Raw genomic sequence first — 15,281 nt, forward strand, 5'->3', positions numbered from 1 at the left:
CTTAAAACTTACGCAGCACGGGGTCCGTGAAAAGGAGTCGGGATGAAGGTCTTTATTGTCGGGAATATTGCGATGGATCAAACCATTGGGATTGACAGATTTCCCAATGAGGGAGAGTCAATTTTTGGCAGTAGGGTCTCTCTTGATCTGGGGGGTAAGGGCGCGAATCAAGCGATTGTCTTAGGGCGGTCAGGGGTGCCGACGATTCTGATCGCTGCAGTCGGAACAGATCTTCAAAGCCAACACATGCGAGATTTGCTTGCAAAAGAACCTGTGGTCTCACGCTTGATCAAACGACATGATTGTGCCAGCGACACAACTGTTGTGCTCAAGGACGCTGCTGGCGGAAATGCCAATATCGCGACCGTCGATTGCGCGAGAAGTGTTGACCTGATCGATGTTTTGCCCTTGATGGCGGACGCAGTGGCGGGCGATCTACTTGTGCTTCAAGGCAACTTGCAACTGTCGACAACAGCTGACCTTATAGCTCAAGCCCGTAAGCAGCAGATGCTGGTCGCGTTCAATCCATCTCCCTTTGATCGAGAATTCATTCCCTTGTTGCCAAGCTTAGATATCTTGTTTCTGAACGAACACGAAGCCGAGCAGATCACAGGCAAGGCAGATGAGGCCGCCGTATACCACTTGTTGGATATGAATATAGCGACTGTGGTGCTCACGCTGGGCGCGCGAGGGGCTCTGCTTGGCCAACGCGACGCGGCGCGTGGGAGCGACATCGTGGCCGTGCCCGCGCACAAATGCCACGTCGTAGACAGCACTGGCGCGGGCGACACGTTGCAAAGCGTCACGATCGGCTCAGCAATTCTACGCGGCAGTAAAATTTGTGCCCATGATCTGGATCTCGCGGTGCGCGCTGCAGCCATTACAGTCACGCGGCCAGGCACAACCGCTGCATTCCCAACGCAGCAAGAATTGGAAACCCTGAGCCGAAAGCTTGAAGTGCCCCTAAATTTGTAGACGCTTTGCTTGGTGATTTTGGAACCAAGGCGTCAGAGATGTCGGCAATTAGATTTACAGATGAGTTCAAGCGTGATGCCGTCGCCCAAGTGATGGATCAAGGATATTCGTTTGCGGAGGCTTGTGCACGATTGGGGATCAGCACCAACTCACTGTTAGCGTGCAAGGCGCAGTTTTCGAAGCCAGCGCATGTGAGGCCCGAAGTGTTGGATCAGGCTGCTGAACTCAGGCGATTGAAGCGGGAACTGGCGCGGATGACAGATGAGCGCACCATTTAAAAAAGGCGACAGCGCACTTCGTACGAGTGTCGCGAGTGTCTCCCCTCTCGGGATCATACTGCGCATAACACTGCCAAGCAGTGAGTGAGGTACGCATTGATTAAGGTCCACTGTGCGAAGCTTTCGGCACAATCGAAGTGTCATATGCTTATGGCGCATTTCAGCGACTTTTACGCATGACCCAAGGAACCGGTAAGCCCCTCTGCGCCTGAGGATGCGAACCACAGTTTTTGTGCCGTCATACTCCTGTAACGAATCTCAAATATGTGAATGGAAACGTTTCCAATAGGGCTTATCATATGCATCCCGTGACCTCTGCTACAATCAAAGACGTCGCGCGGGTAGCTGGCTGCGGCATAGCAACCGCCAGTCGAGTGTTAAACAATTCCGGCCCTGCAAGTGCGGAAATGCGCGAACGGGTCCAACGGGCAGCACATGATTTAGGGTTTAGTTTCAACGCCGCAGGGCGGGCACTTCAGAGTCGAAAATCGATGACCATTGGGTGTCTGGTGCCCTCTTTGGCAAACCCGGTATTTGCCGAAGCGGTACAAGGCGTCCAATCCGAGCTTTTAGGATCGGGTTACCAGCTGTTGATTTCATGTTCGAACTACGACGATGACGCAGACGGTACTGCAATCACCACATTGATGGAAAACAATGTGGACGGGATCATCGCCACCATGGTCGCCCCAGATCGCAGCTCGGCATTGATGCAAGCCAAACAGCGCGATATCCCTGTGTCGCTCATGTTTCATGATCCTATTGACGGTTTGGTGACTGCCTACGTTGATAATTTTGTCGCCGCTGCTGAGGTGGCACGTCGTTTTGCTGCATTCGGCCACAAACGCGTCGGCTTTCTGGCGCTGCGTTTTTCGACGTCTGATCGGTCGCGCAATCGATATGCTGGGTTTCATGAACAATGTAGAGCAAGCGGACTGGCCCAGCCGACTTTGATCGAAATCAGCGAAGATGAAGCGCGCCATCCCGAACGACTGGCCGCCATCCTTATCAATTACCCTGATGTTACCGCGCTGTTTGCCTCAAATGATTTTCTTGCCATCGCCGTACAAAAGGCAACGCGGCATTTGGGTTGGCAGGTGCCTCAGGATCTTTCTGTTGTTGGATTTGACGGGATCGAAATCGGGCGGCTGCTCGAAACGCCCCTGACCACCATTGAAACATCGCCCGAAGCGATGGGGCGGCAGGCCGCCCGGTCTCTTCTAAACGCATTGCAGGGCCTTGGCCTGAAACAACGCCCGCCCCTGCCCTTTTCTTTTCGGGAGGGCGAGACCCTTGCGGCTCCCAACCCGAAAAGGACTGACGACGATCGGGTGGCCGCCCAACCGTCGTCTGTTCCCCCGCTGAAGATCTAAATCAATCAAGGACGAACCCATGAAACATACACTTTTTGCTGCTTTGGCTGCAACCGTCGTTACCGCACCCGCCTTCGCTGAGGATGCTATCTGCTACAACTGCCCTCCCCAGTGGGCGGACTGGGCCTCGATGCTGGAAGCTATCGACGAAAAACTTGATATCCAGATGCCACATGACAACAAGAACTCTGGCCAAACCATCAGCCAGTTGATCGCAGAACGCGCAAGCCCTGTGGCTGACGTTGCTTATTACGGTGTGACAACGGGCATCAAAGCGGGTGCAGACGGTCTTGTAGAGCCTTATAAGCCAACTGGTTTTGACGACATCCCTGAAGGCCTGAAAGACGCGGACGGCAATTGGTTTGCCATTCACTACGGCACAATTGGCTTTTTCGTAAATGTCGATGCTTTGGCGGGTGCGCCAGTACCGCAGTGTTTTGCAGACCTGACCAAACCCGAATACCGTGGCATGGTCGGCTACCTTGATCCATCATCTGCATTTGTCGGTTACGCTGGCGCGATTGCAGCCAACATCGCCTTTGGTGGCGATTTGAACAACTTTGACCCGGCCATCAAATACTTCAACGATCTGGCACAAAACGACCCTATCGTGCCAAAACAAACGTCTTTTGCGCGCGTTGTATCTGGCGAAATTCCAATCTTGTTTGATTATGATTTCAACGCTTACCGCGGCAAATACGAAGAAGACGGCAATTTTGAATTTGTATTGCCCTGCGAAGGCTCCTTGCGCGTGCCATATGTCATGAGCCTTGTGAAGGATGCGCCAAACCCTGATGCGGGCAAACGCGTATTGGATTTCATCCTTTCTGATGAAGGCCAAGCGATCTGGACCAATGCCTATTTGCAGCCAGCACGCCCAGTAAAGCTGCCCGCAGAAGTTGCGGCTAAGTTCCTGCCTGCCAGCGAATACGAGCGTGCTGCATCGGTCGATTACAATGACATGGCCACAGCACAAGCCGCATTTGGCGAGCGGTATTTGTCAGAAGTAAAATAGCCCTCACTTCAAAAAAGAGAGGGGAGCGCCACCGCTCCTCTCAACCGATAAAACCAAAGGCATTCAGATGACCTCTCGCACCTTCGTTCAGCTTTGCTTGCTTCCGCTGGCAATCTTTACACTGACCTTTTTGGCTTTGCCATTGAGCCGTTTGATCCTTGCCTCGGGCGAAGGCGAATTTGGCTGGGGCATTTACTTAAAAATTCTGCAAACCCCGCGCTATTATTCGACCTTGTTGCACACAGTCTTAATATCGATCGCGGTCACCATCGCAGCGTTGGGCATTTCAACAACCGCGGGATTGTTCCTCGTGCGCAACAGATTTGCGGGACGCGGCGTATTGCTTTCCATCCTCACCCTGCCTCTTGCGTTTCCCGGAGTGGTGGTCGGATTTATGATCATCCTATTGGGCGGGCGTCAGGGTTTGGTAAACCAAATTTTGCCCGGCCATTGGGTGTTTGCCTATTCAGCCTTTGGATTGTTTCTGGGCTATCTCTACTTTTCGATACCCCGGGTTTTGCTGACCGTGATGGCCGCAGCAGAAAAAATCGATCCTGCGCTAGAAGAAGCCGCCCTGACCTTGGGGGCTCCAACGCATCGTGTTGTTCTGGATGTTATCCTACCCGCTTTGGCGCCCGCGATGACTGCGGCAGGGGCGATCGCCTTTGCCACCGCTATGGGCGCTTTTGGGACGGCTTTCACATTGGCCACCAATATCGATGTCTTACCGATGGTCATTTATACTGAATTCACCTTGTCGGCGAATATCGCCATGGCTGCTGCTCTTTCTGTGGTTTTAGGCGTGATCACTTGGGCCTTACTGCTGATCGCACGTAGTTTTTCTGGCACAACAATCGCGGCAGGAGGCTGAAATGTTCAAATCACCCGCAAAGCTATTTCAACTCGCCATCACATTGGTGGCTTGCGCTTTCCTTTTGATCCCAACGCTGCAATCGGTACTGGCGGGCCTCACCGTAAACTACTTTAGGGGTGTGTCCTCAGGTCTGACACTCAAGTGGATCATCGAGGTTTGGGCGCTCTATTCCAGTAGCATATTCTTGTCGGTCGGGCTGGCACTGGCCTGTCTTGCTTCCACTTTGATCATCGGCGTGCCTGCCGCCTATGCGCTCGCGCGAAATCCAGGTCGGCTGTCGCGGATACTTGAAGAATTCATCTCGCTTCCGCTCGCCATCCCTGGCCTTGCGCTGGCATTGGCGCTCTTGCAACTTTACGGCGGCTGGCGTGAATTTCGTATGAGTTGGACATTTATTCTGGTCGGTCATGTTCTCTATACCCTGCCGTTCATGGTGCGCTCTGTCATGTCCGTTCTGGCAGCGATTGACCTTAAAACCCTCGAAGAAGGCGCCGCGTCATTGGGCGCCCCACCGCATCGCAGGTTCTTTGACATCGTCGTACCAAATGCGCTGCCTGGCATTCTGGCAGGGGCCTTGACGGTGGTGACCCTATCTATCGGTGAATTCAATCTCACTTGGATGCTGCACACCCCTTTTTTGAAAACCTTGCCTGTCGGACTTGCCGATAGCTATGCCTCTATGCGGCTAGAAATCGCGTCCGCCTATACCCTGATCTTCTTTGTGATGATCGTCCCTCTTTTGCTGGCCATGCAATGGGCCACCGCACGCGCCCAAAGGATTATGTCATGACGCTTTCTCTGACCAGTACTGCAAAAACCTACCCCGATGGGACACGCGCTCTGATGCCAACTGACCTTGATATTCCTCAGGGCGAAATTGTATCGCTTCTTGGTCCATCTGGCTGCGGAAAATCAACATTGCTGCGCATCATCGCAGGGTTGGAAAAGCCTGACGAGGGCGCAAGGCTGCTGTTTGATAACGAAGACTTTACCCACCTGCCCGTCGAGCAGCGCAAAATCGGCATGGTGTTTCAATCCTACGCGCTGTTCCCGAACATGTCAGTGCGCGGCAACATCGGCTACGGCCTCAAGATGCAAAAACTGGCCAAATCCGAAATCAACACACGCGTGGATGAAGTCATCGCACTTTGCCAGCTTGAGCCCTATGCGACACGCCCCATCAATGCCCTTTCGGGTGGCCAGCGCCAAAGGGTCGCTCTAGCCCGTGCTTTTGCTCCGCGCCCGCGGCTGTTGTTGTTGGACGAACCTCTTTCGGCACTGGATGCCGCCCTTCGCGGGCAGCTGCGCGATGAGTTGGCGCAGCTGTTGCGCAGCTTTGGCATTACGGCGATATTTGTGACCCACGATCAAGATGAAGCTATGGCAATCGCTGACCGCGTTGCAGTGATGTCTCACGGTAAAATCGCCCAAATAGGCACGCCAGAAGCCCTCTACCGTGCGCCAGAATCCGAATTCGTGGCGCGCTTCATAGGCGCAGCCATGCCGCTAGGGCGTCACATCGAAACTGACACGCTGCATTTTGAAACAGGTTCCTTAACGCTTCCAGCCCCAGCAACAGACAAGCTGGCATTCGTGCGCGCCGAAGATGTGCGCTTGGATGACAACAGCCCGCTACGCGCTAAAGTTATTTCGGTGACCTTTATGGGCACTCATTATCGTATCGCTCTTCAGGGTCTGGCCCCTGAACCAGTCTTTGCCTTGCACGCCGCACTGAACGCCCCAAAGGTTGGCGACACAGTTGGCGTCTCCATCGATCCTGCCGCAATCCTCATGTTACCAAACGAAAAGAAAGCCGCTTGATGCCTGCGTTTATTCAAATTACTGATACACATATTGTCGAAAAAGGCCGATTTGTCTGCAAGGCCTCAGATACAAATGCGAGCCTGCGCAAAGCTGTCGCATATATCAACAAGCGCCTACCATCCTTGGGAAAAATAGACTGTGCGATCGTGACTGGTGATCTCACAGACACAGGCACAGCTGAAGAATATGCACATTTTTCCGAAATTATGGCCGACCTTGATGTGCCGTGGATCGCCATTCCGGGAAACCATGATACCCGCGAAACAATGCGTGCCACCTTTTCGCAGCAAGACTGGATGCCATCCTCTGGCCCTATCCAATGGCTACGTGATTTTGGTCCCTTCGCGGTCTTGGGACTTGATACCTTGCTGGAGGGCGCGCATCACGGCGAGCTGTCTGACCTTGCATTCACCTTCGTTGACACACAGCTGTCCACGCTTGCAGGCAAGCCCCTAGTTGTCGCCACACATCATCCGTGGATGCATTGCGGCATTACCGAAATGGACGCCGATAACCTGCGCAACGGCGCGGCTCTGATGGAACGGCTTGAGCAATATCCCGGCCCTACCCGTATGATATCAGGTCATGTCCACCGCGCGATTACAGGCCAGATCGGCAGTGTTTTATGCCAAATTTCCCCAAGCACATGCCATTCTGTACATCGTGATCAACGCAAAGATGCCGTCCATTCACTTGCGTTAGAACCTGGCGCAGTCACATTTTTCACATGGCCAGACGGGGCTCAGTCTGGATTGATCTCGGATATTTTGTCGCTTGAAGAAATTGCACAGCCTATGCCATTTGATTAACAAGCAGACTGCCAGAATTCGTTGGATTTGGTTGTGGGAGGGGGCAACCGTCGCAATCTACCTCGTCTCAGCTGTGCGATTTAGGAGTGTGAAGTTCCATGAAAAAATTAATTAAATACAATAGGTTAATCATAAAATGCCAACACCCTATCGGCTCACTCTGGGTGAAGAAATTGCGTCAGCCCAAGTTTTGACGCCCTTTTGAGCCTTTTGCCTGAATTTTCAAACTGAAACCGGCACCTACGTATTGATTGCAGTCTCCTTCATCACGAACATAAGTGTCGTTCGCAATCAGAAGAAACGCCCCTCAAACTCAAAGGGACGTCTCTGCTTCAGGTCGCCGTGATGTGGCGGTCTAATTATGGCTGTCTGTTCCACGATCAAATTCCACATAGAAGGTTGAGCCGACGCCGAGTTCGCTGACGTAATCGATGATGGCGTTGTGGCGCTCGACGATCTGTTTGCTAATGTAGAGGCCAAGTCCAGTACCGCCGATCCTGCGCACATCAGAGGAATCCACTTGGCTGAACTTGCCAAACACGCGGTCCTTTGAGCCTGCCGGAATACCCAACCCTTCGTCATGGATAGAAATGCGAATGCGAGTGCCGAGTGCCTCTACGCGCGCTTTGACGGTGTTGCCGTAGGAGGAGAACTTCAAGGCATTAGACAAAAGGTTCGTCAAAACTTGGACCAGGCGGTCGCGGTCGCCTATGATCGAACACGCCTCTGCGCAGGGCTCTATTGTGACATGGATGCCGAGCTTGCTTGCAACCCCTGAGGTAGAGTCCACGGTTTCGCATAAGAGGTCATTCGCATCGATGGAGACAAAATCGAACTCCATCTCGTTGGATTCGATTTTTTGCATGCAAAGAAGGTCTTCGATCAGGGCGGCGAGGCGTTTCCCGTTTCGAGCAGCGATGTTTATGATGGGTTTAAGAGACTCGGGAAGCGATGTCAGTGTGTCATTCTTGACGAGTTCGAGCGCTCCAATGATCGATGTCAGTGGCGTGCGCAATTCATGACTAACCGTGGCCAAGAACTGTGCTTTGACTTCCAAAGCGGCCTTCGCGCGCTCGCTTTCTTCTTTGATCTGTTTCATCTGCTCAAGCCGCTCTTTATGGCGGAGGGAGAACTTGATCGAAATATCGACAATGAAGTAAAGCACGAAGATGATCGTGAAAAACTCCAACCAGATTTGAGACTTGAGCGGAGGTGCATAACGCACCAAGTCGAAAACCGCGATGAAGAGAAACGCAAAGCCGTAAAATGTGAGCCGCAAAAGTAGGATACCTATAAGTTGGCTATTGTACATTGCTGCGAAGACGGATGCCGAGAATAAGAAAAAGAGTGGCGTGAAATGCCCCGTTGATGACTGTTGTAGCGCCATGTTCACAATGAAAACACTGATCGCCAGCGCGCTTATGATTGTATTGATGACGATGCGTTTGAAAATTTTTCGGCCAACGACCGGGTCTTGACCATCCCAAGATTTTGATTTTCGCCCAAGGTCTACATCAAGAAATTCGGTGAGGGCTACGAGCGCATAGGTCGCGAAGACTGAGACAGCGTCGAAGTAAAACGCTGCCAGTACGGCCGCCGCCAGAAAGCTCGTCTGTCGCTTCCAAACAAGCTCGCTGAGAAGGCTTGCGTAATCCTTGATGTTTTGTTCACGACCGTCGGAACTAAACCAGTTATTCTGGGTCGCCCTAAATGTGCTTAGTCCCTGCATCTTTGCCCCCAGCTTTGCCCCCAGCGCTTTGCGCAATTTCACGCTATAACTGACACGTATCGGATGCACGTTAAAGTTGAAATGTGGTTGAAATGTGTCGGATTCACGTTGTAGTTGAAATGTGTCGAAAATCGTCCATTTGCAAGGTCAAACGTGAATTTTTCCGTTCCAATTTAAGGCAAAGTTGCAAGAGAAACACAGCACTCCATGGTCCATGCCGCAAAACGCGTTGGACGTGGACTGCATGGACCATGGAGTGGTATGCTGAATGTTTGCGCGCTGACGCTATCAGGCGACCTTGGAACGACCATTCTTTAACGCAACATAATTTCTCGAGAGGTCCGGAAACGCAATGTTAGAATGTGGGATACCGTTGATCGGACCGAAAATTGGTGTGCGTGCCAGAACCGCGTCGCGCCGTTCCCAAACGTTAGAGGTCAAAAGCTGGAGCGGTTTTTTAAGCCACGGGTAGCTACGGGGGCCAATCGCCAAATCATAGCCAAGGTAGCGACGGTAGAATGGGGTATGCTCAACACGCACCGCGGCAAGGGCCAAATCGATATTGTAGGACATCGTGGCAAGAAATGGGATTCGCATGACCAAAAAGTGCAATGGCACACGCTGTTTGCGGGCTGCGGGGTTGATCACAAATCGGGTCGGATCAAGGGCCGTTTCTCCAGGCTTGAGATAGTCCAAAATTTCGGGGAACACTTCCAGCGAGGGCGACGAGGGTGAAGTCTTGGATATCACATGCAGCCGCATCGCCGCCATAATTTCCCCATCCATTTCAACCGCGACGTGAACGCAGTTCGCGGTCTCGTCATAAGAGTCAGTCATGATGCCGCGCTCGTTTTCGTCGATCGCTTGTTCGGCGAGATAGCCTTTGTAGCGCAGACGATACACCTTTTCGAGGTCCTGACTTTTGGTCAGAATTTTATAGCGAGAGCGCTTCAGCGCCTCTATAGCTTGATGTTCCATAGTCGGTCCTGTCGTCTTTGCGTGACTACGATATTGCACGACACACAAGAAGGTCGCTGTGGTCGCGGTAAACGGATTGTTGTCTCATGATTTCAAACCCATTTTGGGCGACAAGCGATGCGAACTCTGCTTCGGTGTGTGTCCAGTAGACGCCTTTTTTCTGAGCCTTTAGGATGCTCTTATTTTGCTTGGCGATTTCGCGACCTTGCCAAAAGACCCGGAGTGCCCCGACCAGCCCGAGTTCTTTTTTCAGGCTTGAGAACAGATAGCTGCGCCAATCGGGCACATTCATGTAGCGACCGATATCGATGAGGTAGAGAAGTCCACCCGGACGAAGCAACCTACGTAGGTCGGCAAGCCGTTGTTCTGGCGCGGGCATTGCATATAGTGCGTGGACGCAGATGACGAGATCTGCTGAGCCCGTGGCGTCAATGTCTTCAAGCGCGCGGTTATCGTAGTTGATATTTCCGTAGGCGGCCAGTTTGGACTGTGCCGATCTGTTCATGTTCGTGTCGGGTTCTACAAAGCGTATCTCGCTATCGGGGTAGGCGCGGGCCGCGATTTCGGTGTAGTTCCCTGTACCGCCGCCGATGTCATAGATCACCTGCGGTGCCTCTATTGTGGCCAAAAAGGCTTCGAAATCCTGCAGAAGTGCCTGGTATTCAGGGTTGTGCTCGGACAGCAGGTCATAGGACGCTGAATAGGCGCTCCAATCGGCACACATCAGTCGATTGACGGCTTTAGAGTTATAGTTGTTTCGGGGGGATGACATCTCAGCACCAGCTTGTGACGGCATAGGGGACTCCAGAATTTGGTCGGGGATGACCTGCTACATGACATGTTTGTTAGATAGAACGTGACGCCGCAAATCTAGCATTGCAAGTCATTTTGGCGACAATGATGATAATTTCATATGATTGTTTCCAATCTTATACGTGGCGGATCATCGATGTCAAAGCACAATCTAAAGTTGCAATCCGGATCGCAGGCGGTGGGGTGTCGGCCCGTCTGAACCAAGCAGAGCAGCCTACTCGCCTCGCTAGAGCTAGCGGTCGCTGTTGAAAAAAAATGTGTCGCGAAAAAGGCAAAAGCGTCGGATTTTGATAGAAGATTTCACTGAGCCGCCAAAGTGCGGCCTCAATTTTAGGCAAAAACGAGTGAAATATAGACCGAAAACTTGGAGTTGTGATGAGAGTATTGGTAACCTTTAATGATTCGACTGTGTCGTTCGCGGAAGATGACGATTCGGCGGTGTTAGATCTCGTTGCGCATTTCCTCGGAATCGCAACGTATGACAATGATAACAACGCGCCGACTGCAATAACCGCGCTTGAGGTTATCTCTAAGACGATGGATGTCTAAAATTGTTTCAAGCGGTTTCAGCTGGGGATGGGCGTGTCACGGCTGATAACATTCACTGCAACAAAAGAGATGAGCTATGGGACTGAAATAAAGCCACGAATGTCGCTGAACATTGGGCTTGTGTCGCGCCATTTATCTGAACGAGCAGGCGAAAAAGCGCCGTACTGAGATACGGATGTGGGTATGAGCGAGGCCTTTGGTCCACTTGGTCTGAGGTAGATGCGCCACAACGGGATCATAAACCAGCCATGGCCGCTCGCTCGGGTCAACGTGCATCGCGTCATTGACCGTAAAGACAGAAAACCCAACTTGCCCAATCTGATGCGCGAGAACCGCATCTCCGCCCTGTCGTGGTTGACCAAGCTGCCAGCGTATCCGTGTTCGTCGCGCAGGCGCTCAAAGATGCGCTTCGACGTGTGACGTTGTTTTTTTGATGAGGGCTATGTCGGTGTGCAGTATCTCATCGATAACGCCAACATAGCCATCAAGCGCCGGTCGTCGCGGTGCTTCTGAACGGCGATAGCCAAATGCGTGGTCACCAAGCGTGGCGTCACCAATCAAGAGTGTCTTGAGGCCAAAGCGTGTTTCACACATAGCAAGCTTTTCGGGCGATACATCAGCCGCCGTAACCTCTGCCCCGTCAATGCGTGCGATACATCAGCCGCGGCAAGAGCAATAGGACCAGCGCCTACAACCAATGCCCTTGCCATCCTGAAAGATCAGTCTTTAAACAACGTTACGCCGAAAGACTTTTGAAACAGATCTGATGTTCGAGATTACCCAACCTATTTTGGACATGCTTGGCACCTTCGACATCGTCACAAGACAAACCTCTCCATCGCAGATCAAAGAGATGTTGAAAGCTGTCATCGAAAATACGCATGAACTACAATTTCGCGCAGAGTTACTGAAGCGCGGGACTTGAGGATGGTCGATACGGATCACCTATCTGCGCGCGCGTACAAATTGAACAGCCCGCACAAGTAAGGGCCCCAAAAGAACCAGCAGAGCGATCGTAATGAGGGCCAAGCTAATCGGGCGCTCAAAAAAGATGGTCCAATCTTTATAGATCATCAATGTTCTGCGCAGGTTCTCTTCAAGGATAGGCCCCAAAACGGCCCCGAAGGCCAAAGGTAAAACAGGAATGCCCAGCTTGGTAAAACCATAGCCAAGACCACCCGACAAAATGGCGACCCAGACGTCAAAAAAGGAATTTCGCACAGCAAAAGCCCCCAGCAGGCACAGTAGGATCACGCCCGTGAACAGCATCCGCCGTGGAAGCTGCAAGACACGGTTATAGACGCGAATACCTAAGGTTCCGGCAATGAGTGCCGTCAGGACGATGGCAAAAAGCAGAGCCACGTAAATTGTCGACACAAACTCTGGCTGGCTGTCAAACAAGCCGGGTCCTGGGCGTAGGCCGTGCAGCAACAAGACCCCTATCAAGACGGCCGTGATGCTGTCTCCAGGGATGCCAAGCGTCATCATCGGAATCAGGGCCCCGCCTACGCAGGCGTTGTTTGACGCCTCGGGGGCGACAACGCCGCGCGCCAAACCTGTGCCAAATTTTTCAGGCGTTGAAGACAGGCGTTTTTCAAAGGAATAGGCCACAGCAACGGCCACAGCAGAGCCCGCCGCAGGGATTGCCCCGACAAGTGCTCCAACTGTTGAAGCGCGCAACATTGCGGGCAGTTCGCGCAGAATGTCCCGCCAAGGTGGCATCAAGCGTCCCAAAGGCGCCGTCGCCACTTGAAGCTTAGAGGGTGTTTTCTCGATCGATGATAGGGCTTCGCTGATCCCAAACAAACCAATTGCGAGGGGGATGATATCGATCCCGCTTTCCAACGACGGCATGCCAAAGGTAAATCGGGGCACATCCGTCACAACATCGCGGCCGATCGCACCAATCATTAAACCGATAATGCCCGCGACGATTCCGCGTAGAATGTCGCCAGATGCAGCGTAAGCGACTAAAATGAGACCGAAGAATACAACGGCTGCATATTCAGGACTGCCAAATTTGAGGGCATATTGGGCGATGAATGGGGCTGTCGTGGTTAGAAAAAACCAACCAAATATACCGCCCACAATGGACGCGACCAGGGCATATGTCATGGCATAGCCTGCTTGCCCGTTGCGCGCCATAGGGTGGCCGTCGAGCAATGTCATCATCGCCCCAGGCGTGCCCGGAATATTCAGCAAAATCGCGGAAACTGATCCAGCGTAAACGCTAGAAAAGAACACGCCAAGCATGAGCATCATCGCATTTTCAGGGCTCATTCCATAAGTTAACGGGAGCATCACAGCCAGCGCCATCGTTGAGCTTACACCGGGCACGGCCCCGAAGAGCAGGCCTGCAGTGACCCCCGCAAGGCATAGGCCAAGCGCGACAGGGTCCGTTAACGTCGAAAAAAACACATCCAGCATGTGGTATCCTTGGTATTAAAGTCAGAATTTAGGTCAACGGAACCGAAAGCAGATACCGAAACGTCAAATATAAGATCCCAGCAATTGCGCCGCCCTCAAAGGCCGAGCGCAGGAGCGCGCGTTGCTCACTCCATCCCAATGCTGCGCATAGCGTCGCGCCAAGAAGCACGGCGGTCACGCCAAAACCAAAAACGGTTTGCAAAAGAGCAAACACGATTGTTGTCAGCAACACCGACAAAGCACGCGCAGGCATATCCGCCTCACTAGGGTCGGGATGTGCCAGTGCCGTCGCCACGGGTTGCGCAGCGTGTTCCGTGCGTTCTGAGCGTTTCGCCAGAAACCCGCGCAAGACCAAAAGTCCCCCCACCACAAGCAAAGCGGTCAGGAGCAATTCGGGCAGCAAAGCAGGGCCAGGTTCGGCGCCGAAATCATCATGCAGGCGCCCCCCTTGGGTGATATGCGCCACGGCCCCGACAATCGCGAGGCCGATAGACGCCCCACCCACGACAAGATCACGTGTGATCTCGCCGTGGGCAGGTGTTTGTGTGTTCAAATCAGCCACGAGGATTTGTGACAAGACCAGCGGCTTCAAGCACGGGGTAGACTTGTGTGTCGAAAGTCTCGATGCGTGCTGCGGCCTGTTCTGCGCCCAATGGCTCGATCATGTATCCCGCAGCATTTGCTTTGGACACGAACTCAGGGGAAGACAAAACAGCCACCATAGCGTCTGAGAGAACTTGAAGCTGCTCTTCAGGGATGCCAGCTGGGCCAACCACTGCGCGGAAATCACCGGCAGTAACGTCAAAGCCTTGCTCTGCGAAGGTTGGAATGTCTGGCGCGAGGAAGTGACGATCCGCAGCCATCACACCTAGAACGCGCAGATCACCGCTGGCAACATGGTCAAGCACTTGGGGCAGCGGCACTGTGGCGCTTTGTACCTCACCACCCAAAAGAGCGGTCACAGTTGGCGCGTAACCTTTGTATGGCACTTTGTTCAACTTGAGCCCGAGGGACGATTCCATGATCGCAGCAGAGATGTAAGACGCACCACCGGGAGGGTCGTTGCCGTTGATCACGCTCGCGGGGGCTTCTTTGGCCATAGCAACATATGTCGCAAGACTATCATAGTCGCTTTTAGCGCCCACAGTGAGCGCGCCGGGATCTGGGCCAAAGAAGGAAATCACTGACAGTTGGTCCATCATCACAGGAGCGTCGGTGGTGTATTGTTGGATCACAGTGGAAGATCCGAGCATCCCGATGGTGTATCCGTCTGGGTCAGCGTCAGCCAAGATGCGCATGCCGGCAAGACCGCCCGCGCCATCATAGTTTTCAACAGCGACAGGGACGCCAAGCTCTTCACTCAGAGCTTCTGCCACCAAGCGGCTTGTGGTGTCCTGACCGCCGCCAGCGGGCCAGTTTACAACCCATGTGATTGGTTTTTCTGGAAAACCGTCTGCAGAGGCCGCCGTGGCCGTGCAAAGGGCGGCAATTGCCGCGATGAGAATTTTCTTTGTCATTCTTTGTCTCCTGTTGGATATCGTTTTGATGTCAGGACCCCGTGAGAGGTCTGTAAAAGCACCAAGCCTGAAGTGAAATGGTTGATTGTAAGGCACTTCATTCATTCTTATGTGAACTTG

The 15,281-nt window shown here is 52.9% G+C and carries 16 protein-coding genes and 1 pseudogene; 10 read left to right on the forward strand and 7 right to left on the reverse strand.

Going from position 1 to position 15,281, the window contains the following annotated elements; genetic code table 11:
- Positions 1-42 precede the first annotated feature (42 nt).
- The 8 genes from WNY38_RS13620 to WNY38_RS13655 all read left to right on the forward strand — a co-directional run bounded on the left by WNY38_RS13620 (position 43) and on the right by WNY38_RS13655 (position 7,148).
- Positions 43-975, forward strand: coding sequence for a ribokinase (locus WNY38_RS13620; protein WP_342857898.1), 933 nt, complete (start codon positions 43-45; stop codon positions 973-975).
- A 38-nt stretch (positions 976-1,013) separates the two neighbouring features.
- Positions 1,014-1,253, forward strand: a complete 240-nt coding sequence (locus WNY38_RS13625) for a transposase (protein ID WP_342857899.1) — start codon at positions 1,014-1,016, stop codon at positions 1,251-1,253.
- 299 nt (positions 1,254-1,552) lie between these two features.
- Positions 1,553-2,626 carry a LacI family DNA-binding transcriptional regulator gene (locus tag WNY38_RS13630; protein WP_342857900.1) on the forward strand — a complete coding sequence of 358 codons (1,074 nt, stop codon included), beginning with the start codon at positions 1,553-1,555 and terminating at the stop codon, positions 2,624-2,626.
- A gap of 19 nt (positions 2,627-2,645) precedes the next feature.
- Complete coding sequence (locus WNY38_RS13635; RefSeq protein WP_342857901.1) at positions 2,646-3,641, forward strand: ABC transporter substrate-binding protein; 996 nt, start codon at positions 2,646-2,648, stop codon at positions 3,639-3,641.
- A 67-nt stretch (positions 3,642-3,708) separates the two neighbouring features.
- On the forward strand, positions 3,709-4,512 hold the full coding sequence (locus WNY38_RS13640; protein WP_342857902.1) for an ABC transporter permease: 804 nt from the start codon (positions 3,709-3,711) through the stop codon (positions 4,510-4,512).
- A 1-nt stretch (position 4,513) separates the two neighbouring features.
- The gene (locus WNY38_RS13645) at positions 4,514-5,305 is read left to right on the forward strand and encodes an ABC transporter permease subunit (RefSeq protein WP_342857903.1); all 792 of its coding nucleotides are present in this window, start codon (positions 4,514-4,516) and stop codon (positions 5,303-5,305) included.
- Complete coding sequence (locus WNY38_RS13650; RefSeq protein WP_342857904.1) at positions 5,302-6,336, forward strand: ABC transporter ATP-binding protein; 1,035 nt, start codon at positions 5,302-5,304, stop codon at positions 6,334-6,336. Before WNY38_RS13645 ends, WNY38_RS13650 begins: the two co-directional genes overlap by 4 nt.
- Entirely contained in the window at positions 6,336-7,148 is an 813-nt protein-coding gene (locus WNY38_RS13655; RefSeq protein WP_342857905.1) for a phosphodiesterase, read from the forward strand. Before WNY38_RS13650 ends, WNY38_RS13655 begins: the two co-directional genes overlap by 1 nt.
- A gap of 355 nt (positions 7,149-7,503) precedes the next feature.
- On the opposite strand, the gene WNY38_RS13660 is transcribed toward WNY38_RS13655, so the two are convergent.
- The 3 genes from WNY38_RS13660 to WNY38_RS13670 all read right to left on the reverse strand — a co-directional run bounded on the left by WNY38_RS13660 (position 7,504) and on the right by WNY38_RS13670 (position 10,651).
- The gene (locus WNY38_RS13660) at positions 7,504-8,913 is read right to left on the reverse strand and encodes a HAMP domain-containing sensor histidine kinase (protein ID WP_342857906.1); all 1,410 of its coding nucleotides are present in this window, start codon (positions 8,911-8,913) and stop codon (positions 7,504-7,506) included.
- A gap of 252 nt (positions 8,914-9,165) precedes the next feature.
- Complete coding sequence (locus WNY38_RS13665; protein ID WP_342857907.1) at positions 9,166-9,855, reverse strand: GNAT family N-acetyltransferase; 690 nt, start codon at positions 9,853-9,855, stop codon at positions 9,166-9,168.
- A gap of 25 nt (positions 9,856-9,880) precedes the next feature.
- A complete protein-coding gene (locus WNY38_RS13670; protein WP_342857908.1) occupies positions 9,881-10,651 on the reverse strand; it encodes a class I SAM-dependent methyltransferase in 771 nt (256 codons plus the stop codon).
- 392 nt (positions 10,652-11,043) lie between these two features.
- Here WNY38_RS13670 and WNY38_RS13675 point away from each other — a divergent pair, with 392 nt between their 5' ends.
- Complete coding sequence (locus WNY38_RS13675) at positions 11,044-11,217, forward strand: hypothetical protein (RefSeq protein WP_342857909.1); 174 nt, start codon at positions 11,044-11,046, stop codon at positions 11,215-11,217.
- A 365-nt stretch (positions 11,218-11,582) separates the two neighbouring features.
- Here the strand turns inward: WNY38_RS13675 and WNY38_RS13680 are convergent.
- Positions 11,583-11,742: pseudogene (locus WNY38_RS13680) on the reverse strand (IS21 family transposase); the annotation flags it as partial.
- Between the two features lie 241 nt (positions 11,743-11,983).
- On the opposite strand from WNY38_RS13680, the gene WNY38_RS13685 reads away from it, so the two are divergent.
- On the forward strand, positions 11,984-12,142 hold the full coding sequence (locus WNY38_RS13685; RefSeq protein ID WP_342857910.1) for a hypothetical protein: 159 nt from the start codon (positions 11,984-11,986) through the stop codon (positions 12,140-12,142).
- Between the two features lie 20 nt (positions 12,143-12,162).
- On the opposite strand, the gene WNY38_RS13690 is transcribed toward WNY38_RS13685, so the two are convergent.
- From WNY38_RS13690 to WNY38_RS13700, 3 genes are read right to left on the reverse strand one after another with little or no spacing between them, the layout of a single operon-like run.
- The gene (locus WNY38_RS13690; protein WP_342857911.1) at positions 12,163-13,644 is read right to left on the reverse strand and encodes a tripartite tricarboxylate transporter permease; all 1,482 of its coding nucleotides are present in this window, start codon (positions 13,642-13,644) and stop codon (positions 12,163-12,165) included.
- 28 nt (positions 13,645-13,672) lie between these two features.
- Positions 13,673-14,221 carry a tripartite tricarboxylate transporter TctB family protein gene (locus tag WNY38_RS13695; protein ID WP_342857912.1) on the reverse strand — a complete coding sequence of 183 codons (549 nt, stop codon included), beginning with the start codon at positions 14,219-14,221 and terminating at the stop codon, positions 13,673-13,675.
- Positions 14,199-15,161, reverse strand: coding sequence for a tripartite tricarboxylate transporter substrate binding protein (locus tag WNY38_RS13700; RefSeq protein WP_342857913.1), 963 nt, complete (start codon positions 15,159-15,161; stop codon positions 14,199-14,201). The genes WNY38_RS13695 and WNY38_RS13700 overlap by 23 nt, the downstream gene beginning before the upstream one ends.
- Positions 15,162-15,281: the final 120 nt, after the last annotated feature.

The sequence above is a fragment of the Pacificibacter sp. AS14 genome, assembly GCF_038899935.1.
Lineage (GTDB): Bacteria > Pseudomonadota > Alphaproteobacteria > Rhodobacterales > Rhodobacteraceae > Celeribacter.